23 protein-coding genes and 1 riboswitch are annotated in these 24,337 nt (G+C 41.0%); of the genes, 9 read left to right on the top strand and 14 right to left on the bottom strand.

Features of this window, described 5'->3' with window-relative positions; genetic code table 11:
• Positions 1–29 precede the first annotated feature (29 nt).
• The 6 genes from ACZ5GY_RS01630 to ACZ5GY_RS01605 all read right to left on the bottom strand — a co-directional run bounded on the left by ACZ5GY_RS01630 (position 30) and on the right by ACZ5GY_RS01605 (position 5,730).
• Positions 30–851, bottom strand: coding sequence for a carbon-nitrogen family hydrolase (locus ACZ5GY_RS01630; protein WP_213690246.1), 822 nt, complete (start codon positions 849–851; stop codon positions 30–32).
• A 24-nt stretch (positions 852–875) separates the two neighbouring features.
• Positions 876–2,180, bottom strand: a complete 1,305-nt coding sequence (locus ACZ5GY_RS01625; protein ID WP_213690245.1) for a citrate transporter — start codon at positions 2,178–2,180, stop codon at positions 876–878.
• Positions 2,181–2,303: 123 nt separating this feature from the next.
• Positions 2,304–3,140: a MurR/RpiR family transcriptional regulator gene (locus ACZ5GY_RS01620; RefSeq protein WP_213699819.1), complete on the bottom strand. Its 837-nt coding sequence runs from the start codon at positions 3,138–3,140 to the stop codon at positions 2,304–2,306.
• 249 nt (positions 3,141–3,389) lie between these two features.
• Complete coding sequence (locus ACZ5GY_RS01615; RefSeq protein WP_213690243.1) at positions 3,390–4,205, bottom strand: formate/nitrite transporter family protein; 816 nt, start codon at positions 4,203–4,205, stop codon at positions 3,390–3,392.
• A gap of 30 nt (positions 4,206–4,235) precedes the next feature.
• Entirely contained in the window at positions 4,236–4,787 is a 552-nt protein-coding gene (locus ACZ5GY_RS01610; protein ID WP_213690242.1) for an ATP-binding protein, read from the bottom strand.
• A gap of 19 nt (positions 4,788–4,806) precedes the next feature.
• On the bottom strand, positions 4,807–5,730 hold the full coding sequence (locus ACZ5GY_RS01605; RefSeq protein WP_213695480.1) for a hypothetical protein: 924 nt from the start codon (positions 5,728–5,730) through the stop codon (positions 4,807–4,809).
• A 167-nt stretch (positions 5,731–5,897) separates the two neighbouring features.
• Here ACZ5GY_RS01605 and ACZ5GY_RS01600 point away from each other — a divergent pair, with 167 nt between their 5' ends.
• Positions 5,898–6,614: a lipid-binding SYLF domain-containing protein gene (locus ACZ5GY_RS01600; RefSeq protein ID WP_213695481.1), complete on the top strand. Its 717-nt coding sequence runs from the start codon at positions 5,898–5,900 to the stop codon at positions 6,612–6,614.
• Positions 6,615–6,731: 117 nt separating this feature from the next.
• Here the strand turns inward: ACZ5GY_RS01600 and ACZ5GY_RS01595 are convergent, their stop codons facing one another.
• Both ACZ5GY_RS01595 and ychF read right to left on the bottom strand, forming a co-directional pair.
• Positions 6,732–7,172 (bottom strand): hypothetical protein, encoded by a 441-nt coding sequence (locus ACZ5GY_RS01595; protein WP_213691772.1) that lies wholly within the window; start codon positions 7,170–7,172, stop codon positions 6,732–6,734.
• 72 nt (positions 7,173–7,244) lie between these two features.
• A complete protein-coding gene (ychF, locus tag ACZ5GY_RS01590; protein ID WP_213699886.1) occupies positions 7,245–8,336 on the bottom strand; it encodes a redox-regulated ATPase YchF in 1,092 nt (363 codons plus the stop codon).
• A 109-nt stretch (positions 8,337–8,445) separates the two neighbouring features.
• Between ychF and ACZ5GY_RS01585 the strand changes: the two genes are divergently transcribed.
• From ACZ5GY_RS01585 to ACZ5GY_RS01575, 3 genes are read left to right on the top strand one after another with little or no spacing between them, the layout of a single operon-like run.
• Complete coding sequence (locus tag ACZ5GY_RS01585; RefSeq protein WP_464111929.1) at positions 8,446–9,945, top strand: mucoidy inhibitor MuiA family protein; 1,500 nt, start codon at positions 8,446–8,448, stop codon at positions 9,943–9,945.
• Positions 9,946–9,984: 39 nt separating this feature from the next.
• Entirely contained in the window at positions 9,985–10,797 is an 813-nt protein-coding gene (locus tag ACZ5GY_RS01580) for an MBL fold metallo-hydrolase (protein ID WP_213699888.1), read from the top strand.
• A gap of 23 nt (positions 10,798–10,820) precedes the next feature.
• Positions 10,821–11,942 (top strand): diguanylate cyclase domain-containing protein, encoded by a 1,122-nt coding sequence (locus ACZ5GY_RS01575; protein ID WP_213699889.1) that lies wholly within the window; start codon positions 10,821–10,823, stop codon positions 11,940–11,942.
• 54 nt (positions 11,943–11,996) lie between these two features.
• On the opposite strand, the gene ACZ5GY_RS01570 is transcribed toward ACZ5GY_RS01575, so the two are convergent.
• Positions 11,997–12,833 (bottom strand): Mrp/NBP35 family ATP-binding protein, encoded by an 837-nt coding sequence (locus ACZ5GY_RS01570; RefSeq protein WP_213699890.1) that lies wholly within the window; start codon positions 12,831–12,833, stop codon positions 11,997–11,999.
• A 153-nt stretch (positions 12,834–12,986) separates the two neighbouring features.
• Between ACZ5GY_RS01570 and ACZ5GY_RS01565 the strand changes: the two genes are divergently transcribed.
• Positions 12,987–14,270: an ArsB/NhaD family transporter gene (locus tag ACZ5GY_RS01565; RefSeq protein ID WP_213699891.1), complete on the top strand. Its 1,284-nt coding sequence runs from the start codon at positions 12,987–12,989 to the stop codon at positions 14,268–14,270.
• On the opposite strand, the gene ACZ5GY_RS01560 is transcribed toward ACZ5GY_RS01565, so the two are convergent.
• Both ACZ5GY_RS01560 and ACZ5GY_RS01555 read right to left on the bottom strand, forming a co-directional pair.
• Complete coding sequence (locus ACZ5GY_RS01560) at positions 14,265–15,098, bottom strand: LacI family DNA-binding transcriptional regulator (RefSeq protein WP_213690935.1); 834 nt, start codon at positions 15,096–15,098, stop codon at positions 14,265–14,267. The two genes, ACZ5GY_RS01565 and ACZ5GY_RS01560, sit on opposite strands and share 6 nt — an antisense overlap.
• Positions 15,099–15,125: 27 nt before the next feature.
• Positions 15,126–16,769, bottom strand: coding sequence for a nucleoside kinase (locus ACZ5GY_RS01555; protein ID WP_213690934.1), 1,644 nt, complete (start codon positions 16,767–16,769; stop codon positions 15,126–15,128).
• Positions 16,770–16,862: 93 nt separating this feature from the next.
• Here ACZ5GY_RS01555 and ACZ5GY_RS01550 point away from each other — a divergent pair, with 93 nt between their 5' ends.
• A complete protein-coding gene (locus ACZ5GY_RS01550; protein ID WP_213690933.1) occupies positions 16,863–17,573 on the top strand; it encodes a FadR/GntR family transcriptional regulator in 711 nt (236 codons plus the stop codon).
• Positions 17,570–18,763, top strand: coding sequence for a YibE/F family protein (locus ACZ5GY_RS01545; RefSeq protein WP_213690932.1), 1,194 nt, complete (start codon positions 17,570–17,572; stop codon positions 18,761–18,763). The genes ACZ5GY_RS01550 and ACZ5GY_RS01545 overlap by 4 nt, the downstream gene beginning before the upstream one ends.
• Here ACZ5GY_RS01545 and ACZ5GY_RS01540 read toward each other — a convergent pair.
• Positions 18,760–20,070 carry an HD-GYP domain-containing protein gene (locus ACZ5GY_RS01540; RefSeq protein WP_213699892.1) on the bottom strand — a complete coding sequence of 437 codons (1,311 nt, stop codon included), beginning with the start codon at positions 20,068–20,070 and terminating at the stop codon, positions 18,760–18,762. The genes ACZ5GY_RS01545 and ACZ5GY_RS01540 overlap by 4 nt on opposite strands.
• Positions 20,071–20,335: 265 nt before the next feature.
• Positions 20,336–20,464: riboswitch (molybdenum cofactor riboswitch) on the bottom strand.
• A 32-nt stretch (positions 20,465–20,496) separates the two neighbouring features.
• Entirely contained in the window at positions 20,497–21,438 is a 942-nt protein-coding gene (locus tag ACZ5GY_RS01535) for an AEC family transporter (RefSeq protein WP_213690930.1), read from the bottom strand.
• A 104-nt stretch (positions 21,439–21,542) separates the two neighbouring features.
• Here ACZ5GY_RS01535 and ACZ5GY_RS01530 point away from each other — a divergent pair, with 104 nt between their 5' ends.
• The gene (locus tag ACZ5GY_RS01530; RefSeq protein WP_213690929.1) at positions 21,543–22,925 is read left to right on the top strand and encodes a phosphomannomutase/phosphoglucomutase; all 1,383 of its coding nucleotides are present in this window, start codon (positions 21,543–21,545) and stop codon (positions 22,923–22,925) included.
• A gap of 88 nt (positions 22,926–23,013) precedes the next feature.
• Here ACZ5GY_RS01530 and ACZ5GY_RS01525 read toward each other — a convergent pair whose 3' ends face one another.
• The gene (locus ACZ5GY_RS01525) at positions 23,014–23,904 is read right to left on the bottom strand and encodes an MBL fold metallo-hydrolase (RefSeq protein WP_213690928.1); all 891 of its coding nucleotides are present in this window, start codon (positions 23,902–23,904) and stop codon (positions 23,014–23,016) included.
• 144 nt (positions 23,905–24,048) lie between these two features.
• Between ACZ5GY_RS01525 and ACZ5GY_RS01520 the strand changes: the two genes are divergently transcribed.
• The gene (locus ACZ5GY_RS01520) at positions 24,049–24,180 is read left to right on the top strand and encodes a hypothetical protein (RefSeq protein WP_307879540.1); all 132 of its coding nucleotides are present in this window, start codon (positions 24,049–24,051) and stop codon (positions 24,178–24,180) included.
• The last annotated feature ends 157 nt before the right edge of the window (positions 24,181–24,337 follow it).

The raw sequence follows: 24,337 nt of genomic DNA, 5'->3' as shown, positions 1-24,337 counted from the left end.
TATTAGTACTACATACCTTTCAATGTGGCTTAACGATTAGTTTTCCACATATCGTCAGGGTAACTTTGAGGCCGTCTGTCACGGAACATGTGAATTGTATCGCGAATTTTCTGTGTCTCTGAAAAATCAACACTTCCCGTAACAATCTCTTCCTGATCCCCACCCTCTGCAATAACTTCACCCCACGGATCGATAATCATGGAATGTCCGCAATAGGTCCCCATAGGACTAGCTCCCACACGATTACATGCAATAATAAACATCTGATTTTCAATAGCACGAGCTAAAAGGAGAGTTCTCCAATGGTTTACTCTTGGATTAGGAAAATCGGAAGTCTCAATCACTACATCTGCCCCACGTAAGGCATATGTTCTGAAAAGTTCACAGAAGCGAAGATCATAGCAAATAGCGATCCCCACTTTTCCAAGCTCGGTATCATATACATTCATATCAGTTCCATGCTTATAGGCAACGTCTTCGTCCATATCGCTATATAAATGCATCTTGCTATAATCCCCTACAATCTCACCGTTACGATTGATAAGAAAAGCAGTATTGCGCATTCCATCTTCAAATTGTGTTCCAATAGATCCACCAAGAATCCATACGTTATGCTTTTTAGCGCACTCCTTAAGAAGAGTTACTGAAGGACCATCAATCGGCTCTATGAAATCTTCCATATGGTGAAACATCTCATCAGAAAAACCTGTGCTCCAATCCTCGGGTAAAACGATCATATCCGGACGTTTTTGAGCAGACATGGCCTTATCAATCATTTCTTTTACGTGTGAATGGTTATACTCTGGATCACAAAATTTAATATCCGTCTGCAACAATGCAAAATTAACCATTATTCTGCCTCCTTGTTTTATCTTTTACTTCATAACGTAAAGCACTGCACGAACAAAAACAAAAGCAAATGTAATGATCGTTAACAGCCAGCCATTTTTAAGCATGGCTTTTAGATCTTTAGATCGAGCTAGCCCCATTTGGCCAACCATATCAACAGTAGGCGTAACAAAAAAAGTAACCTGGCAAGCAACCAATACTACTAAAGCCCACATATCCATGCTGATATGCAAACTCTTTACCAAGGGCAAAAAGAGTTCATGAGTAATTTGAGCTTGAGCAACACCAGCGCCAGAAATCCCGAAAACTCCAATAAGAGAGCTAAGCATAATGAATGCAACCTCTCCGCCTGCGGCAATCAAAGGCTGGATATAGCTTGCTATCGCATCAAAAGCACCAGATTTGGCAACGTAATTCAGGAAGGGATCAAACAAAACAAACATAAAGAACATCCAATACATTTTAGAACTCCCTTTAACCAGAGTTTTAAGTGCCATATCCAGGCTCATACCAGCAGCTACTCCAGTGACTAAAGCAGCTGTTAGCATAACGACAATGGCATAGGAAGCTCCTGCCTTCGCAAAAATACCATAGATAAGCATTACAGCCATGGTGATAGCAAAAGCAATTGTGGCGCGTTTGATTTGAGGAGTTACCACAAAATCTGTCTTGGCTGCATCTTCTTCACTATAAGAAAACTTTCCTTCTGTAAGTTTTTGAGTTCGACAAGCCATGAAGAAGGTACTTCCCCAAACTATGACTGCAAGAGGTATTCCTGCTGTCATAAGATATTCGCAATATCCTATTCCAGTTAATCCCATGATGGTTACTACAGGAGGAACAAAGGGACCTATGTATAAACCAGTCGCACCTGCACCATGCATAATTACGCCAAGGGTATTGGGAGTAACACCAAGACTGGCCACAATGGGGATGAGGATAGGGGCGATAATAGCATTTGAACCAGCGAGAGTTCCGAGCATGCTAACCAACCCGGTAGATGTAAGCATAGCAATCAAAATAGCCTGTTTCTTCGATTTAAGTCTTGCTTTGCCAACAACTTGATACACAATATTGTGAGCAACCTTGGTTTCTGTTAAGACTTCCCCAAGACCTGCCCCCAGAACAATAATAAAACCTATTAAAGATAAAAAGGAACTTAACGATTGCTGTAATACGGCACCGAAACCAGTAATACTTTCTCCAGTCAAAATAGCCCCAAGAATAACACAAACCAACACCGATAAATTCATGTCCTTGCCTTTAAGCATTAAAACGATATAAAGCAAGAGAGGGAGAAAACCTAAAATTGGTGGTAACCCAAGAATCATGTTATAACCTCCTCAAGTTGTATTTAGTCATAAAGTACGATGGTCAACCACAGCCCCATGCGGTTATTAAGGCCAAGCACTTTTATGCTGAAGAGTAAGAACATAGAAATAAGAAATTAAAGACTAAAGATAGATACCATTTTCGAGCGCTATCTGATCCTGTTGTTTCATTCGTTCTAATGATTCTGGAAGATTTGCTTTGGCTAATGCCGCAACTAAACAGTTTGCAAGCGTCATTGCACCCACAAGAGAATAAGAAGCTGTATTTTGTGCAAGCAATATTTGCGATGATTTCAATGCAATAGGGGAGGTATGAGTATCTGTTATAGAAATTACATTACAACCTTTGGAAAAGAAATGATTTACCACTTTATATGTAGTTTTCGTATAGCGAGTATAGCTCACGGCAATAAGACAGTCCGTCTTTTCAACATAGAGTAAATGATTAGAAAGATCGCCTACTCCATTAATAAGACAAACATTATCGAGAAATCTTTGAAGCATAAAATAGATGTAGTACCCAACAGAATATGAAGAACGGGAAGCGATAATATATATTTTTCGCGCTTTCTGTATTTTTTGAATTGCAATTTCGAAGCTCTTCTCTAAATTTTCGTTGTATAGCGTATCAAGAGCATACGCATTATTTTTTATAGTCTGCATTAGAAAACTTCCGTTGGAATCTTCCTGTATTAAACTTTTCAAAGAATGAAAGGGCGTTATATCCTTCTGCACTAATTGACTTAAACTTCTTTGGAAATCAGCATACCCTGCAAAAGATATTTCTCGTGTAAAACGAGTGATACTGGCAATACTGACACCAGCTCGATCTCCTAGTTCGTTTATAGAAAGAAAGGGTAAGTCATGAATGTTCGCTTGAATGTAATTTGCAAGTTTTTTATGGGTTTTTGAAAGTGATTCATAACGTTCTTCTATGAGCTTTAGTACATTTTTATTCATTTCTTAACATCCCTTTCTTTGTTGGATAGAGAGATTTTCTGAACTTGAAGGAACTAAAGTTTTTAAAAATGAAAATAAATTATCGTTTTTTGATGTAAAAAATAATTTCTTTTCATTTTAGCACCTATTGTATGACAGTCAATATATTCAATGAATAAATAATCTTTAATCAAAAAGAAAGGAACCTGCTTTCACAGGTTCCTTTAACGGCAACAATATTCATATATTCGTTATTTTATTCAACAAACACTATTCCGACGCCCGTAGCTTCTCTTTAAATATAAGGAAATAAAAAACAGCGACAAAAAGAACACCACCAACGATATTTCCTAATGTTACGGGAATAAGGTTTTTAAAATAGCCGCCTAGAGAAATAGCATGTAACTGAGCTTCCGTAAGATGTGCAGCTGCCACTAAAGACGGCATTCCTTTTAAAAGAAGCCCCATTCCCATAAAGTACATATTTGCAATAGAGTGTTCAAAACCTGAGGCTACAAAAGCCATTATAGGAAAGAAAATAGCCCATATTTTGCCAGTGACATCCGTTGCTGCCATGCTTAACCATACAGCAAGCACAACAAGCCAATTACAAAGTACTCCCCTGAAAAAAGCCTGTCCGAAAGGCAAACTCATCTTCCCAGCTGCAATAGAAAGTGTTTTGGCCCCAATGGGGCCATTCCATAAGCCTGTGCTATAGATAAGAAAAGCTACAAGTGTGCCCCCTATAAAATTCGCAACGTAAACCCAAAACCAAGCGCGCAGAATACTCTTCATAGGTGTACATCCAACCATGGCACCCAGAGGCATCATACAGTTCCCGGTAAAAAGTTCTCCTCCGCCAATAACTACCAGAATAAGGCCGACTGAAAAGACAAATCCTGCCATAAATTTCCCCATCCCACCAGGGATATCATAGGTTACACATGTCATGAGCCAACCGCCAAAGCCAATATATGCTCCGGCTAGTATTCCAAGTAAGAGCATTTGCCTGATGCTCCATGATATTTTTGTTTGTGATGTCGAACAAGCCATTTTCGCCAATTCAAAGGGCGACTTGTAGTTCATACTGTATCACTCCTCCAGAAAACCTAAAGATCAATGCTGACGTAAGGTTTCTATACTCTCTTTAAAATACTCTTGAAGCCAGCGCGCTATTGATGGATTCTGTACCTCTCTTATATCCCCCAAGACATTATTTAGTTCAAAACTATCAAAAGTAAAATTTCTACCATTGAGATTGTGGCGATAGATCAGCTGTACTTCGGGATATGCAATGAGGAGGGAGATCAAAGATGCTGGAATATTGCCGAGCGGTGGAAGATCTATATGGTCATAGCGAAAACTGGCCCGCACCCAGGTGCCCTTTCCGGGAGCAGACTCTATAACCAATTTTCCATCACATAATTCGGCTAATTGTTTTAAAAAAGGTAGACCCAGCCCAACCCTGCGCGTTGTGCGGCTTGTATAAAAAGGATCTGTTACAACACGCAAAACCTCTTGATTCATTCCTCTTCCATTATCTTTTACCTCGAAAAGAAACCATCCCCCCTTACGATCTTCTGTTATGCGTATATCAACCCATGTAGCTCCCGCATTAATGCTGTTTTCCGCTATGTCTAATACGTGTTGAGAAAAATCTTCTAACACGGCGCCACCCCTCCATTTTTTATTTTAGGGGAAGGTAGACGTTTGACCTCAGCATATCTAAAACAGTTGTGTCAAAGGATTCAGCGTCAAGAGCATCGACGTCATACCCCATGTCCTGCGTTGCCTTCTCATAGAAAGAAGTGATTCCAAGGGAATCCATAAGTACAAGGAAATTTTCTTTATCTTCTTCAAGGAAGCGGCCTGTAAGCATTCCAAAAAGAATAGTCGCAGAAGCAAGCCAATTGGCAAGTTCTTGTGAAATTGTCCAGGCGTCTTCGAAGAGTATAGAAAAATTGTAATCTTCTTCCTGCTGTTCATCAATAGAATCAAGGTCAGGCTCAGGAACGTAACCCAATATATAAAGAGGAATATCTGGTCCGACTTTAAATGCATCCCAAAGAGCTTTATACGAAGCGTTATCTGCACCTGAAAGCATAAAAGTAGCTATGGCAATCGAATGTTGACGAGCAGGTGAAACTTCCTCGTCTTTCATTGCTCTTTCCAGAACTTCGCCAAAACGCTGAAGCTCTACAAGACAACGATACATAAGTGTTTTTCCGAGGGTAAGTCCTTCAGGGTCGTACGAAATGATCTCTTCTGCGACACCAAGAGCCTCTTCTATGTGTGCCTCAGAGAGCAAAGCAAATCCTAAACGTTGTAAAAGACCAATATAGATGAGTCCTTCATCTTCATCCATTAGCTCCTCGCTATTGAGAAGTCCGGCTTCTTCCATCATGCTGCGCATGGGCTTTAGTGCACGCTGCAAAAGTTCGAGCTTTTCTTCCGAGTATTCCAACGTATCGGCAAGGAGCATTAACGCCTCTGGATTCTCGGGATCAAGCTCAAGAATCTGCCGGGTGATGCGCGCTATTTCTTCTATCTCTTCACTTTGATACGCTTCTTCAAGTAACTCTTCAATTTGTTTCATTTCTGAATAAGACATATAGGGTACCTCCAGCCTTATAATCAATATTATATATATCTAGTCAGTGTACGCGAAAAAGTGGAGCTCCGTCAATTCTTTAGATTCTTGCGCAAAAGAAAACATGCGAATAATATAGACGAAGCAGATTCTAAGATAAAGAAGCTATTGTGAAAGGAGAGATAAAGATGACATTGCAGAGAGAGAGGAACCTCCATTCTATAATAGGGGTATTCATCCTCCTGGCTCTGTTGAGCTGCGGAGGTATTTTTTCTCAGGCTGCCTGGGCTAAAACTCCAGAAGAAAGAATTTCTGGCTCTGTTAAGCTTCTCAGAGAGATGCAAGAACAATCAGATGTTGGAACTATGGCCGATTTGTTAGAGCGTGCAAAGGGAGTAGCTATATTTCCATCAGTGATCAAGGCGGGGTTTGTCTTTGGGGGGAAATATGGCGAAGGACTTGTGCTCAAAAGAGATGCCACTACAGGAAGATGGTATGGGCCCAGTTTTGCAACAATAGCGGGAGCCTCGTGGGGATTGCAAATCGGAGCAGAATCTATAGGTCTGGTTCTTGTTATTACCAATGAACGAGGTCTTGAAGGGTTTATGGGAAACAACGTTAAACTCGGTGGGGATCTCGGAGTTGCTGCCGGCCCAGTGGGACGTCGAGGTGAACTTGGAACAGATATTAAGCTTAAAGCTTCTATCTACAGCTATTCTATTGCCAAGGGGCTTTTTGCTGGGATGTCTCTTGAAGGCGCGGCAATCAATGTTGACGAAAATGCAAATACAGTATATTGGGGAAAACCCACAACCGCTGCACAAGCTCTGAAACAACGAGCAAGCAGCGCTAAAATTAACAGCCTCATAAAAGAACTTGAGAAAGTTATAAAAGAAGCAAAATAGAAATCTTCAGAATAACGCTGCTTCAAAAAATGAACGCCAACAAAAAGATCTAAAAAAGCGGGGAAGAATATTCTTCCCCGCTTTTCGTATTCATTGTAACTAGATAATTACTTTTAACTAGATGATAAGTTTCCCTCCGCCACCCTGCCGAGAGTTGCCACTCATCTTATCGAGCTGCTGCAACATCTGAGGTGAAGCTACATCAATCTTCGGTTTTCGTGCTTCTTCCATAGCAGCTTCCTGCATCTTCTTTTCATATTCTTTAATCTGCTCTTTCAGCTTCTCTGAGTCTCCCTTAATCCAAAGCAAAATGCTATCAGCAATAGCATTTACGACTTCATCTTCTGGCTCTTCTTTTATGAGACCCAGTTCTTTCATCAAGCGATGCTCATCACGAATGGACTCGACAACATCATCGTCTGTAATGAGCCCTTTTTTATAGAGAACTCTGAAGATGATGTTCAGACGACTTTTCAGATTTTCTTCATTCATAGCCATACCGTCTACACGAGCAAGTAAGGCACTTAAAAGCTCATCAAGACTAATCTGCATTGGCATGTGTCGATCCTCCTCTCTTCTCGTAAAATTCAGTTATTCATTCTAACATAGAACAAAAACAGAATAAAAATTCTATACGTTAAATCGAATTTCGATCATATCTCCGTCTTGTACTATATAATCCTTTCCTTCGAGGCGTAATACCCCCTTATCACGACATGCAGACAAGGAGCAACCGAAATCGATAAAATCCTGATAATGAACTACCTGAGCACGGATAAAGCCCCTCGCCAGATCCGAATGAATAGCCCCAGCTGCATCAACAGCAGTTGAACCTTTCTTCAAAGTCCAAGCTTTGACTTCGTCCTTACCTGTCGTGAAAAAGGAAATCAATCCCAACAGACTATAAGCTTCTTGTATCAGCCTGTTTCGCCCAGCCTCTTCAATGCCAAGTTCGGCCATAAATTCTTGTTGCTCTTCTTCTGAAAGATCAGCCATATCCATTTCCATTCGGCCAAAGACCTGAACAAGGCCGAGGCCACGCTCTTTTGCTATAGAACGGATTTCATCAAGACCGGGGATATTTTCTCCTGTTTGAGTTTCGTCGAGATTCAAAACGATCATCTCTGGTTTAAGGGTAAGGAACGCGAAACCACTTAACTTCCGTTGCTCTTCTTCAGTGAGCCCCAGCTCGCGAAGGGGTTTTTCATCCATCAAAAAGGCCTGACAACGCTCAAGTTGTTTTCTCTCTTCTTCCTCTTCAGGCATAAGACGCTTTTTAGCAGCAAGACGAGAAAGGCGATTTTCTATAACGCCAAGATCTCGATAGATCAACTCCATCTCAACAATGTTCCAATCTCTTGCAGGATCTATTGTCTCTTCAGGGTGGGGAACATCAGCATTATCGAATGTTCTTACCACATGAACGAGAGCATCTGATTCTGAAACGAAAGAAAGGAAAGCATTTCCTACACCTGCCCCCTTGCTCGCATCTTTTGAGAGTCCCGCCAAATCGACAAAATCGACAGTGGCAGGAGCTTCTTTTTTCGGCTCAAAGACCTTAACGAGATTATCAAAACGAACATCTGGCACAGCAACCATAGCTCTATTTGGATCTGTTTTGCCGCTGGCATAAGCCTTTACTTCCGCTCCAGCCCGCGTTATAACATTAAAAATAGTGCTTTTACCACAAAGGGGCAAACCCACTATACCGCATTTCAGCATGAGGACATACCTCCTGATTATTCGATATCATCTTTTCCATGATGAGATTGCATTATAATTGTATTATACGCTTATGCCAACTGAAAAAGAAAAGGAGGTCTTTTCTTTCATGAAAAAACTATTTTTGGTGTGCTTTACGATCATTTTTACTTTGATTTCAAGCGCAACTCTTTGGGCAACTGATGTAGCTATAGAGCAGGTTCACGTCTATCCAAGAGGAGCACAGATACGACTAAAAACAAGTGTCAATGGAAAGGGAGAAATTATCCTTCCCAATACTTTTACACTCGAAAGCATTAAAGTAATTCCAGGAGATGGACTGCTTTTAAAAAACTCTCAGGTGAAAGTACGAAATAATACTCAATGGCTTCCCCCTACGCTTACCCCTTTGTCTAATCAGATTGAAGAAAAGAAAAAAGAGCTTTCAGTTCTGGAATCCCGATTAATGGCCCTTAAGCAATCTACTCTTCTTATGGAGAAAGCGGTTCCTTCGGATCTTTCTATCTCTAATATGTCTTCATATTTGAAAACAACAGAAGAAACCCGTGAAGCGAAAGAAGAAGAACAAACATCTGTAGTAAACGCTATTGAAGATATAAAGCAAATTATTGCCGATCTAACCAAAGAACTAGAAGAGAAGAAACCTCAAACACAGGGAAAGGTCATTACCGTCGAATATACAGCATTAGCCAAGGGAGACCTTTACATTGAAGCGTGGTCTAACTATGCTCGCTGGACTCCTGAATATATATTGTCTCTTTCCACAAAAGATCAAACTATACAAGGACAAATGCTAGCTAAAGTTACGCAACATACGGGGCTGACATGGGACGGTGCTATACAACTACATACCGCCTACCCGATTTCTTCAGTGGAAACGCCAGAGCTATTTCCGCTTGTAGCTGATTTTAAAAAAACCACCTATCAAACTCGGAGCATGGAAAATGCTATGATGCTGAAAACAGCGGCAAAAGATGAAGCTTCCCTTGCACCTATGGAAGAAACTCTGACAGATCGTATATTTACAGCCAAAGGCAATGTAGAAGGAGATAACTCACAAACGATGCTGCTGTTAAACGAGCTTTCTTTGCCGATTACGGTTTCTATAGAATGCATTCCCGTTCTTTCTCCCCAAGCTTGGATCGTAGCCTCTACAGAAAAAGTAGAAGATCCATTGCTTGCTGGACAAGCGGACCTCTTTATAGACGGCGTGGGATCAGGCAGAACATCAGTACCGCAAGTTGCACGTGGTGAAATAATAAGATTGGCCTTTGGACAAACACCTTCGGTTACTGCGGCACGTGAGGAAATTATCCCTAAAGAAGGTAGCAATTGGTTGGGTAAGGGGAAATTAGCCCAGGGCTATACTATAAACGTAACCAACGGTTTACCCTACGAAACAGAGTTAGTTATTAAAGATAGAATTCCTGTTTCAGCTCAAGAGAAAATAACTGTTAGTGCAGAAAGTCTAGACCCTCAACCTACAGAGCAAGATTCTAAAAAGGGTTTTCTCACGTGGAAGCTAAAGCTTCGATCGGGAGAACAAAAGAAACTTTCTGTAATTTATCGCCTTTCCTTCCCCGCGGAAGAGGAAATATGGATTCAATAAACATGTGGAGAAACACCCTGAAAAGGAGCGTAAAAGAAGATGAATATAACTGTAGTTGTAGATGATTATTGCGGAACATCAAAGCTTTTAGGAGAACATGGTTTAAGCCTTTTCATTGAAACACCGAGAGGTAATCTGCTTTTTGACACTGGTAGGGGTATGGCCCTCTATCCTAATGCATCCACCCTCGGAATTCGGCTTGGCAACCTTGACGGTGTGGTTCTTAGCCATGGCCATTTTGACCATACATGGGGTTTACCCGAAATTTTAAGACGAGAGGGAAATATTCCCGTATGGGCTTCTCCCCTTTTTGATCAGCAAAGATTTGCACGAAGGGGAAAAGAAAAAGAAATTGCAGGAAGTCTTCTTCGAAAAGATGACGTAAACTTTCATTCAGTAGGTGATAGTGCCGAAATTATAGAAGGGGTATGGGCTATCACTGTTCCTCTCTCAGAAAGAAACACCGATTTTATTCCAGTAGACTCTGATCTTGTTGTTGAAGAAAAGGGAGAATTCAAAGCTGATCAGATGGAAGACGACCTCTCCCTTGTTGTTCGTGGTATTCATGGATATAGTATTATATTAGGGTGTGCACATGCAGGAAGCGTTAATATTCTCGAACGAGCTTCCCGCCTTTTTAATACCCGGGATTTTTATAGTGTTATTGGAGGCATGCATTTCAGAAGTCAGAATGAAGAGTTTCTTATTCGTTCGGCCACGGAATTCAAGGATAAATTCTCCGTGCAATACTGGAGACCATGTCATTGCACAGGATTTAAAGCAGCCTTTACACTTGGAAAAATTCTAAACGATGTGGATTGGGCCCCTTCCGGCTCTAACTACGAGGTATAAACCAACTTTAGGAGGATCTTTTTATGCTCTCATGGTCAACGTTGCCCCCCTTCATTTCCCTTCCTATTTTGATAGGGACAATACTCTTAGCTGGAGGTGGGGAAAGGTATTTTATTAGTCTTCCCTTCTGGGCGCTTTTTATTATGAGTTATATTACATGTACGTTTCTTTACGCTTTTTTCGTCACTCAAAATTATAAAGAAGGGTATATTCCTCTTCAATTTTTAGCGCAGGGAATGCTGATAACAATGCTAGCGCAACATTTAGGAAATCCTGAATCGTTGATCTGGGTGGGAGTGGCAACATCAACAGTTGGCTTTATACTTTTCGCCAACATTATTATTCGTAAACGCGAATCAGATGTTTCGGTAGATTTCAGCAAGAGCACACCGAAACCAGAAGATGTTCTTACAGATGATTCTTCTTTCTGCACCATTCCCGTACCTATTCTAGTCACGGATGAGAATGGACTTATTACGAATGCTAATGAAGCTTTTCTTTCCCTTATCGATCAAAAAAAAGAATCCCTTTTAGGGAAAATTGTCACAGAAATTATTTCTCTTGACACGGAAAAGATGGTTTTAAAAGGGAAAGAGTGGCATATTCAGCAAAAGCAGCAGGAAGGTACATTTTTTTTCTTTCTTTCCGAGGATTCCGAGCTTAATGAAAATAATGAGCCACATAAAGGTTTTTCAGACTTATTGGATTCCGATCTGCCAATTTATACTTTTAAATATAGCGAGCGTCGTCTTCCTGAAGAGATAAGTCGGGCTCACAGATATCGACGGTGGCTTTCTGCTGCCCTTTTCAAAATGGATTTTCATAAAACAGAAACAGGACTTTTTTCTTCAGATGATGAAGATGATTTTTTCAAGGCATTTTGCAACTATGTATTTGAAAAAGTAAGAGAAAGTGATCTTTGTTTTCGGATGGGCAATAGAGAAGTGCTTGTCCTTATGCCGGAAACGCCTCAAAATGGAGCAAAAGAATTAGCTATACGATTGACACATTTTCCGAAGGATGTCAGTGAAGAATATGATATCGCCGAAACAGCACAGGTCTACTCAAGCATTACCTTTTATAATGGAAATCAAGAAACGACTGCGGAAAAAATTCTTCAAGCCTTGTACAGCAATTTAGCGTAATGGGAAAGGCAGCTTGAATAAAGTTACCTTTCCCATTCTTATTATCAACGTAAATTAAACTTCTACTGAAACTCCCAACCGACTTAAAACACCCTCGGCGAGAGAGTTAAAAAGCTCTTCATTCTTATATTTCTCTATATCGCCATGATCTGCCAGGCGCGCAAGCTCTGGATCAATGGGGAATCGCCCGAGAGCAGGTATAGAGAACTTCTCTTCAATCTCTTGTACGTGACTCGGTCCAAAAACTTCCATCCTTTTTCCACAATCAGGACACTTAACGTAACTCATATTTTCAATAACACCAAGAAGTGGAATTTCCATCATTTGAGTCATATTGAGAGCTTTCTCCACTACCATAACGGAAAGCTCCTGAGGTGACGTAACTACGAGGAAACCGTTCAAGTCAATAGTCTGCATAACTGTGAGAGGCGCATCGGCCGTTCCAGGAGGAAGATCAACTATAACAAAATCCGTGCCATCCCATGCTACATCTTCCCAGAACTGTTTTATTACATTTCCAATGATAGGGCCACGCCATACCACTGGTTTAGTAGGATCGTCAAGAAGAAGATTGACAGACATAACTCTTATATTGAAAATAGAAGAAGCTGGAGGAACGATTCCCTCGGGGGTACCGTATGGAGCATCAGAAATTCCCATTAATTTGGGAACAGAAGGTCCCGTTATATCTGCATCGAGAATTCCTACAGAAAAACCTTTTTTCGCCAAAGCAACAGCCAACAAGCAAGATACGGAACTTTTTCCTACTCCGCCCTTACCGCTACCAACAGCTATTACGTGGCCAACATTCTTTTTCTTTTTAGCGCATCCGCTGCAACCTTCACAAGAAGATTTCCCGCAAGATTGTTCGCCGCATACATTATCTGACATTCATTTATCCTCCCCTATTGGAATCCCCTCAGAGGGGCTTTTTGTCTGTTTCTTTATACTCTTAGAGATTGTGAGCGTCAAGTTATTCACACTCTTGTCGCCATTCCTGAATAGTTGTATAGTGAGAAATTTGTCAGGAGGCGATGATGAAAAATGCAAATCCAAGCCTGGATAACATTAGGTATATTTATTACTATTTTAGCTATTATCGGAACGGGAAAACTCTCAAGAAGCGTAGCTGCTCTTCTTGGGGCAGCCTTTCTCATGGTAACACAGCTTCTTCCGGCAGATGTCGCTGTTCGTTTTATCGACTTTAACACTATTGGCCTGTTAATGGGAATGATGATTGTTGTCGGAGTCCTCTCTAAAACAGGTATTTTCCAATATATAGCCATTAAAAGTCTTAAGATGACCAAGGGTAATTGGCTTGTTACTGTTTTTGCCATTACTTTAACAACAGCAGTCCTCTCTGGTGTGCTTGATAACGTCACGACAGTATTGCTCATCAGCCCTATTATTCTTTCTCTGGCTGATATTATGAAATTCAACCCGGTTCCCCTTCTTATTTCAGAAGCTATCGCTTCGAATATTGGAGGAACGGCAACTCTTATTGGAGACCCACCAAACATTATTATTGGTTCTCATGCCCACTTTTCTTTTATGGATTTTATTGTGAATCTGACTCCCATTACCTTTGTCATTCTTTTTGTTACTGTGGGAATCATTGCCCTCATATATAGAAGAGACTTCAAGATTCAGCCTGAAGAATATGAGAAAATTCTTAAGGTTGATGAGAATGCTGCTGTGAAAAACATTCTGACTTTGAAAAAAGCCCTGATTATAACTGGCTTTATCCTCATTGGTTTCTTAAGTCATGGATTTTTACATGTTGAAGCAGCCGTTATTGCTCTTATGGGGGCATCTTTGCTTCTCGCCATCATTCCAGACAACGGAGACGAGATCATTCACAAAGACATAGAGTGGCCTACTCTTATTTTTTTCGCAGGACTCTTCATTATTGTAGGAGCCCTCAAAGAAACGGGAGTTATTTCTGCTCTCTCAAATATTTTAGGACGCCATCTCCACGGACACCCCATGGCAGCGTTACTTACCGTTCTGTGGTTTTCAGGCCTAACATGTGCTTTCGTAAATAACATTGGATTTACGGCAACGTTTGTCTATGTTATTGACGAGTTGGCTGGACAGGTGGGCATGCCCTCCGAGCCTCTTTTCTGGGCTCTTGCGCTAGGAGCCTGTCTTGGAGGCAACGGTAGCTTCCTCGGCGCAGCTGCTAACGTTGTGGTTGCAGATGTCGCCAATCGTTTCGGATACCCCATTACCTTCAAAGCATTTATGAAGACAGGTATGCTTAGTGTATTTATAGCAATGATTCTATGCAGCATTTACCTCGTTATCCGTTACAGAGCTCTTTTATAAAGATATAACTTCCCCATCAGGACTATAAAGAGGAGGAACGACCATGACTTTTTCAGGTCGTACTCCCTTTTCCTGAATAGCATTGAGAGAAAGACGACCTGCAATGGCCCCCAAGTCAAAAGCAGGCCAATCAAGACAGTAGCACTTTAAAATTCTGGCGAGATCTGGATACCCGCAAAGAACAATATTCTCTCCTCCGCCAATCATATTTTTTTCATGAGTTGAATCTAATATATGAATAGGAAGAGCGCTCTTCATCGTCGGTTTTTCTAAAAAGTTTTCTATCCCCTTGAAGAAGGGAGATGCTCCTTCATCAACAACAAAGGGTCTCCCTTGAGCAATTTTGAGAAGTTTTTGAGCACCACGTTCCAGATCGATCATAACAGAAGACCCCAGTAGACTCTCCGTTCCAACTGAAACAAAAGATCCTTCAAATGAAATATCTGGAGTCGATCCAGCTATCCATATAATTCCATCAACATTACGCGAAAGAAGATCTCGAGCTACCAAATTTCTTTGAGAAGAAATCTCCCCTGAACATTTCACTAACAAGCTATAATTCTGTCTCGATATGACTCTGTCGAGTCCTGATAAAAAAAGTCCCACCCACGGACGTGAAAGGTCTTCAAAAACAACTCCTAACAACCCGGTACGATTGCTTGATAATCCCCTGGCCACGGCATCAGGCTGATATCCCAAAGCCTTGGCTGCCTGCCATACTTTTTCTCTTGTCGTCGACGATATGCGGGAATCACCTTTCAAGGCTCGACTTACAGTTGCCTTATTCACATTAGCTAATTTAGCTACATCTTCCATCTTTACTTTCATCTTTGGCACCTCTTTAGACTTACCCTTTTAGTGTTCGTAACATCCGCCCCCTATAAATTCTCGCAAAATAGAATTCGATGGAACATATTCAGACGATAGCGGCGGGACGAATTTCAGCATCGAAAGAAGTCGCCGGGCTTCTCCATACATGGAGGATGACTCAGATACTGTCTGCAAAAGAGGTTGCACGTACCCCTTCAATATGGCCAGTTCGTAGGGTAACGAAGAGTTAAACATAGCATCTGCACGACTTTGATAAGGGAAAATATACTCCTTCGCCCCTTTAATTACAGAAGGCCACAAATCAAGTGTCCGCTCTGCTGAATGTCCTCGCGTTCTGTTATCTCGAATCATACGTCGAAGCAGTCTATTATCGGTAGTGCTTGTTCTGTTGTGTTCGTCAAGGTTTATTCCAGTTAGAGGCGACACAAAGATACCAAATTTATTTTCTTCGGGAACAACAGCTGTAACATTTTCATTAAGGCCATGAATACCCTCGAGAATCAAAACATCATTTTTTGCTAGACGAAGAGTTGGCCCCTCAAACTTTTTCCCCTTGATAAAATCAAATTCAGGAATACGAACCTCTTTCCCCTTCAGGAGTTCAGAAAGCTGTTTTTCCAAGAGATCAAGATCTATAGCTTCAAGAACCTCAAAATCGAGATTTCCATGTTCATCCAAAGGTGTTTTTTCTCTATCAACAAAGTAATTGTCAAGAGAAATAACCGTCGGATTCAATCCACACACCTGTAGCTGTATTTTCAATCGTTTGGCCGTCGTTGTTTTACCAGATCCAGAAGGACCCGCAATAGCAACTATTTTAACTCTTTCCCGCAGAGCAATTTCCTCGGCAATACGACTTAATCGCTGTGAATGAAAAGCTTCGGAAATAAGCACAAGCTCCAGTCCCTTTCCTTGGGCTATTCGAGCATGAAAGCTATCCATCGTCCTCAGGCCCAATACCTCCAACCATTTAGCGTAGTCAAGAAAAACTCCAGAAAGTTTTTTAGAAGCTCTGAATGGAGGAAGACGTTTAGGATACGACACAGTAGGAAACTGAAGTACCATGCCCGGCGAAAACAATTTCAGTTGGAAGACACGTAAATATCCTGTCGATGGAGCGAGTGGAGCGTAATAAAAGCCGTAATTGTCTTCGCAACGATAGAGTTCTACTGGGTCTTCGGCTGCCCACATGAAAAGTCGCGCACTCTCTGGATTTCCCTGACGTTCAAAAATACGCCGTGCTTTATCGAGAGGAACAACTTCTCTTGTAATAGGAACATCCCGATTAACAAGATCGCGAAGAGCTTTCTCTACAATAAGCACATCGTCTTCTTTTAGCTCCCCTTCTGGAAGCTCCCAGTAATAGCCATCACTTATAGAGTGTTTAATAACAATTTTTTTATTTAAAGCTCTCTGCACTGCTAAAACAAGTAGAAAGCTCAAGGATCGGCGATAGACTTCCATCCCTTCAAAAGAAGAAGTATCAACAAATTCCACATCAGCATCATCGTCCACAATCCAGCCTAGTGGTCTAAGATAATTGTTGACGCGCCAAGCCACAATATGAGATCCTCCGTCAATATTTGCCTTAGAAAGAACGTCTTTGCCATTCATAGGGCTGGAGCATTCACAAATATCATGGTTACGGATACGTATCTGAAAAGACATTTTTAGCCTCCTCTCGTGCCTTTCTATCTGGTATGATTTACTTTACTACAAGAAGAAGAATACGTCTTGAGTTGTTTGGGGAGGGTAAGTAGAATGACGAAAAACAAATCTACGAAAATATATGAACAAGTCGCAGAGAAATTAAAGAATCTCATAGCCTCTGGACAATTGATCCAAGGTGATCCCCTTCCTCCTGAACGCCAGCTAATCGAAGAGCTAAATGTAAGCCGCAGCTCGCTCAGGGAAGCTTTTCGTATTCTTGAACTTGTAGGTCTTATCGAAAGTATTCCCGGAAAGGGACGCTTCGTAAGAAAATCAAGATTTGAAACACAACATTCTAAAATGCCCCTACAAGATGAAGCTATACTTGAGTTAGTTGAAGCTCGAATGACATTAGAACCAGCAATAGTTACCGAAGCAGTTAAACATGCTACTCCAAGCGATTTAACGCGCATACGCAAAATTCTGACACTGACAAGCAAAGATGTAGAATCTCTTGAACATAGAGCACAGTGCGATTATGATTTTCACTTGCTTCTTGCCGAAGCAACACATAACTTTGTTTTCGTGAACATTGTAAAGATGACTTTCAATCTTATTATGGAAACTCATGAGCGAATTTATTCTCTACTTGATGACAAAGAAATTTTTTTAAAGGAACATAATCAAATATATCAAAGCATTCTTGATCGTGATATCAAGAAAGCCCGCCGCCTGATGACTAACCATGTCAGCAGGGTATATAAGACACTGCTTGACGGCATAGCTCTTGAAGATCACAAGGAGGATATTTCTTTACTATGAACCAGAATCAAAGCATAAAAAATTATATTCTAGCCTTTATTGCCGTCATTTTCATTGCACTTCTAGCAGCCGTTTCCGTCGATAAAGTAGTCTTAAATTCTTGGAATACTGACGATTCTCTCATTGTTCGCATCGATAGGGTGGGCAAAGTCAGAGGGACAGAAAGCCCCCTCTCTTTCAACAACTCCAATGAATCTTCGGAAAGCTCCTCCAGCTCTGACGAGGGACTCTGGCAAACTGAGTACATCGACATTACCGTTACCTTTCTTAACGGAGAAAAAAAGGGAACTAAGGAAGATCTTCTCATAACTCAGCTGTCAACGTCTTCTCTAGAACTCATAGAAGAGCGTCGATACCTTCTTGTAAGTGACTTGTTCGAAGATGGAAGTATTCAATACTCTATTAGCGATCGTTATAGAATACCATGGGTCGCCGCTTTTCTTATTTTAGCCTCTGGAGGCCTAATCGCCTCTGCAGGAAAAGCCGGATTCAGGGCCCTTGCTGGCCTTCTTCTTTCTTTAGCTGTACTTCTAGGTTGGTACGTTCCAGCGCTGGCTCAGGGAATTGCCCCTGTCCCCTTCGCTATTCTTGCTGTAGGTGCCGTTTCTATTATTACAGTACTTCTTGTTGTACGAAGACCGGCTTTTTGGATCGTTGCATTTTTAGGCGCACTAGGTGGTGCTGTTGCTTCTTCTCTCGTAGGCTGGGCCATGGTCAAAACATGGCAACTCACCGGACTGGCAAGTGACAGTGCAAGTCTTTTAGCTTCTACCATCCCTGGAATGTCAATGGAGGGACTGCTTCTCGCTGCAGTTATGATTGGATCAATTGGAGCTGTTCTTGATGTTGCTATTTCTGTAACATCGACTCTTGCCGAAATGTTCTCATATGATAACAACATTGAAGGGCATAGATTATGGCAGGCAGGAATCGGAGTAGGTCGTGAAGTTTTGGGAAGTATGATTAATACGTTGATATTGGCCTATTTAGGTAGCGCGCTGCCCTTTACCATCCTCATTACAAATGCAGGAATTGATGCTACGGCACTCTTTAATGATCCCTATATAGCACAGGAACTCGTGCGAAGTGTCGCTGGTACAATCGGTCTTTTGCTAACAATTCCAATAACAACAGGGGTATGCGTCTGGTGGCTTGAGTTCCGATTACAACCTCGAAAAAAAAGTGCTTAATCTCCACCTGTAGGAATATGCTCAAGAAGTGACGGGATAAAACCATTTTTTATAATATGTTCCCAACTTGGCAAAGAAGCGAGGGAAATTTTTCTGTCATGGAATGCTTTTTGTATACTTTCTAAGAAGCGATAGGCCGATGTTCCGAAGTCTTTTGGTGATGTTAAAATCTCAGCAGTTTTTAAAGCGAGATGTTCCAAAGAAGGAGCTCCAATAATAATCTGTGCCGCCTGATTTTTAAGAGGAAAAACACATCCCAACTTGTGTTCATCTTCTTGTCGGAAAGTACCTAAAATCATTACCTGAGGTTCTCCATCAACAATTGAAGTGACTGCTGATAGTGTCCAGTCAGAGAGAAAAAGGATACTCCCAACTGGGTAAGGGATTATAACTTTTTCAAGAAGAGGGACAATAGCAGGGTCAAACTTTATTCCGGCCTCTTTACGTATAATTTTGAGAGCCTCTGCCGGAAGAAAAGCACGTCGATAAGGACGATCGCTAACCAAGGCATCGTAACTATCAGCTACAGAAACAAGTCTGACGAGAAGGGGAATCTTTTCTCCATAGAGACCTGGTAGTCCGACACGTCCATAGCCTTCCCCATTCCAATATTGATGATGATTCAAAACAATAGCTCTCGCCATGGGGTTAATACACGGAAATTCCCTTACGATTTTAAAGCCATCGTAGGGATGTTTTTTCATGAGAGCCCACTCTTCACTATTCAATGAACCTTTTTTATTGATCAGAGATGAGGGAAGCATAAGTTTGCCAATATCGTGGAAAAGTGCACCAAGGCCTATGTTGATCTTATCCTGATAAGAAAGGACAAAAATCCCCTCTTCTTCTCCTCTGCGAGACAACAACAAAGCTACAGTCATTACACCTATCATATGCTCATACGTGTACTGATCATGACTACTAATATTCTTTAAACCAAACAGTACCGCCGTAGAGTCTTCGAATATAATCGAAATGACCTGAGAAACACATTTTTGAAGACTCTCAAGCTCTTTAGCATGTAAAGAACGATTATGAACCACGTTTTGAACTATTTGAGACATATGCCCTCGCAACTGTCTTTCCATATGTTCAGGCACCAGAGACTGCCATTCACTCTCATTTATCTCAGTCTCTCCTGGCAAATAGACAAAACAAGCTTCAACGCCTCGGCGCAAAAGTTTAACTATCATCTGTTCGGTAAGGATGATTCCTGCACTTAATAAAAGTTGCCCCTCACAGCCGAGAACAGATCGAGCTAAACGCATTCCCGCCCTGAGGTGATCTGACGTAACGATAAGCGGCATTTTCCTGTCCCCTGCAAAGTCCGTAATAATTAGATACAAAACCAGAGTTCATAATAACACACATATTAAACAGGACTCTCTCTACCAAGGCCTGTTTAAAAGTGGTACTTTTGACCCTTTTAGTTGCACAAAGGTATGATTAAGGGGAGGGGATTTGCTTCAAGCAAATCCCCCGGCTGATCTATTGCAAAATGGTACGGGAATAGATCTCAAAAAGAGAGGCCGCTTCTTCTCACAGGAGAAACGGCCTCTCTTTATATGCAAAGATAAGCTTTTTGTTCCTCCTTTTCAAACATGGAAGGCTCTCTCGTTTCCGAAAAAACCCTAACGGCCCTGAACCATAGAAATTTTTTAAAAAATCTTTAGGTTGTCAGGCTCGGAGGTTCTTCATATTTTTAATAATGGTACCTCATTAAAAACAAGAAATCAAGATATACCTAAAAGATTTGCCCATAGAGGAATTGTCACTATAGAACAAAGCGTTGAAGCAGCAATAGACTCAGCCGTATAGTTTTCATCCATGCCCATGCCACGAGCAACAACGTAAGAGTTAACGGCTATGGGCATTGAAGATACAAGAACTGTCGTTTTAAGTAACATAGAGTCTACTGGCCACAGATGTAAAAAGAACCATACAATTGCCGGGAATAAAAGAAGTTTGAATAAAATGGCTTCCCATGTATCTTTGAGTAGCTCTTTTACACGCGACAATTCTAAGGAGGCACCCAACGATAACAGCGCCAAACCACTTCCTACATTGCCGAGTACCTTCAACGCTTCATCAAGCCACGCTGGTAACGGGCCGATTCCTATAAATGCACACGAAACACCTACAACACACGCCATGATAAGAGGATTTGTAAGAATTCGTTTCATTGTATCTTTTAATGCACTCAAACGAAAACTTCCAGAAAGAACAACTTGCCCCCAAGTAATGGAGATCAGTTGATATCCAGCCATGACAACAGCAAGATACAAGGAAAGGGCCTGAAGGCCAGCTTCTCCCAATGCCACGGATACAGCTGGAACACCCATAAAAATGTTATTCGAACGTATAGAAACCATAGTCAGGACAGAGACTCGCTCCCTCTTTAATTTCAGGAAGCGCCCAAATAAAAGAGCGAGAGGAGGCGTAACCATAAGAGAGATATAAATGGCCTTTACGAAGTTTCCCCCCATGAGGACTTCTACGTTTGCTCCATAAGTCACTCTAAAAAGAAGTGCTGGAAGGGCAATCCAATACAAAATAAAATTCATGCCCGCAAAAGCTTCTTCCCCTACAAAGTGTTTTTGCCGTATGAACCACCCGACGCTGACAATAAGAATTATAGGAAGAACTATTAGAAAACTACCCACCTGAAATCTCACTCCCCCCTTTGTTACAAGTGGTATTATACATTGCACAGACAGAAAAGATCTGGTTACGATATAATATTCAGCAAAATATAATCAGGGGAAGGTGATGAATCCTGATGAAAGTCCCAGCACATATTTTCAGAGAATACGATATTAGAGGGATAGCCGATACAGAACTCACAGCAGAAACTGTTACAACCATAGGAAAAGCCTATGGAACCTTCCTTCGCAGAGAAGGAATAACAACAATCACTGTTGGAGGAGATGTACGCCTTTCTACAGAAAGAATACGTCAAAACGTTATTAGTGGTGTTACATGGGCAGGTATTAATATTATTGATATAGGTGTCGCTACATCGCCACTTCTCTACTGGAGCCAATATCATTTTAATCTTGATGGTGCCATCATGGTTACGGGAAGCCACAATCCTAAAGATATGAACGGGTTGAAGTTAGCATTTGGTAAGAGCACTATGTATGGAGAACAGATTCAAGACATTCTTTCTATGATTGAAAAAGATGATTTTGTGCAGACAGAAACACCTGGTTCAGTAAGAAAAGCCAATATCTGGAATGAGTATATAGATATGCTCGTATCGAAGATAAAATTGGGCACACGTAAACTTAAAGTTGTCGCTGACGCAGGAAATGGAACGGCAGGACTCTATATCCAAACATTCCTTGAAAAATTGGGGTGTCATGTTATTCCTCTTTTCTGCGAACCAGATGGAACATTTCCCAACCATCATCCCGATCCTCTGAAGCGAGAAAACCTCACGTCACTTATAGAAAAAGTCAGAATGGAAAAGGCAGATCTCGGGCTCGCTTTTGACGGGGATGCCGACCGCATCGGAGTTGTAGACGAAAAGGGATCGGTAGTATGGGGAGACACCCTTATGGCTCTCTATTGGCGCGAAATTCTTCCACAGCATCCAGGAGCAACCGCCATTATAGAGGTAAAATGCTCACAAGCTTTGGAAGACGAAATCCGTCGTCTAGGAGGGGCTCCGCTCTATTACAAGGCTGGACACTCTCTTATCAAGGCAAAGATGAAAGAGATTGATGCTCTTTTTGCCGGAGAGCTTTCAGGACACATGTTTTTCGCTGATGAATTTTATGGTTTTGACGATTCTTTCTATGCCGCAGGACGTTTGCTTCGCATTCTTTCAAACGATAGTCGTTCTCTTTCTGAAATGCTTGTTGATTATCCAGTCTATTACAGCACTGCTGAGGTTCGAGTAGACTGCCCCGATGAAAAGAAATTCGAGGTTATTGAAACCATTAAAGAAAAGGCACTTAAAGACCACGAAGCTATAACTATTGATGGGGTTCGAATTCTTTACAAAGAAGGTTGGGGGCTCGTAAGGGCATCAAATACACAACCTGTTCTTGTAACACGATGTGAAGGGAAAACAAAAGAAGCTCTTGATGCCATAACAAAAGATATGAAACAACGAATGCTCGATGTGGGTATTTCAGATTTTGAATGGACATATTAAATATGTGAAATAATAACGATACGAAAAAGGGTCCTCTCAAAGAAAAACATATTCAACAAACTAAACATCGAGGACCCTTTTAGTTAATTTATATCTTTTTCCTCCACAATAAAAAGCCTTTTTCGACCCAAGTTTCTACTAGGCCTCTCTTTTCAAGAAATGCGAGATGTGCAGATATTGTCGAGAGATTCAGTACATATTGAACAGGGTTCATATCAATATTCCATGTTGCTGCTAAGTGAGCAAGAACCTCTTCGCGACTGTGTGGGTCAGAACAAGAATGCAAAACTGCGTCGTTTAAAGAAAGGATTCCCTTCCTGTTAACTTCAACGATGGGTGTAATGTCTTCTTTAATAGCTTCGGCATGACACGGAACAAACCATGATGCTTCTATTGTTTCTAGTTTATCTAAAGTAGAAAGAGTTGCCTCAACATCGAATGTAACTATAAAACGATATTTATTGATAATCTCTTCAGAAAAAACACTATCTGCTATATAGCACACTCCATCAGACGACAAAAGGCCTATCATGTTTATAAAGTGGCCAGGAAGATCAATCACCGTCAGGTCTGTATTGGGAACAACTTGCCCTCTTGTAAGTTCTGTCCCGACAACAGAGGGAACAGCTTGTAAAAACTTCGTCTGTATCCCACTAAAAGGATAGGCTCCCCATAAAATTAAAGGCTCCAAAACAGGATTTTCAATAATCGTTCTTTCGATACTACTCGCCATAATGACACATGATGTTTTTTTCTGTAAATATGCATTACCACCAATGTGATCAGCGTTGGAATGAGTATTTATAATTCCTTTAAGAGTCAAAGAGTTTTCTTGTAATAGCCGAAAAAGCTTACGCCCTGAACTCTCGTCACCACCACTATCAATAAGATAACATCCTCCCTCGCCATCCTTCCAAATACCAATATTGACACGTCCTGGTATATAACAACTTCGGTTATTTAAAATGTTAATTTCCATAAGATAATCACCTCTCAAAACTCTAATTTTTTGATAAACTTCCAATTTCCTTTTCTCCATGATAAAATGAGCTTGGTGGTTCGTACCAATAAATTTTTTGAATTTAATGGTTCGTATGTAGCGCTTTTCAGGAGGTGGGTAAAGGTGGAAGTTAAGAAAACAAAAGAGAGCTCGAAGAATATTCGTACTAAATATATGAACGATCAGAGCGACGCCTTCTCTAACGCAATGTCAGATCTTAATCAGGAACTATATCGTTGCCGTTACGATTCCTAAGACATAGTTGTCTTTAAAAAGTCGGGGCCAAAGGGCCCCTTTTTTTTATGTTTTTATACTACTTTTTCCTCAATGAATTGTTCGTGATACACCGGATTATTTTATTTTTTCAATTATTTTTCAAAAAAATGTTTGCCAGTAACCTAAAGTTGAGTTA

The sequence above is a fragment of the Aminobacterium thunnarium genome (assembly GCF_055390565.1).
This window is presented reverse-complemented; position numbering and strand designations above follow the sequence as displayed.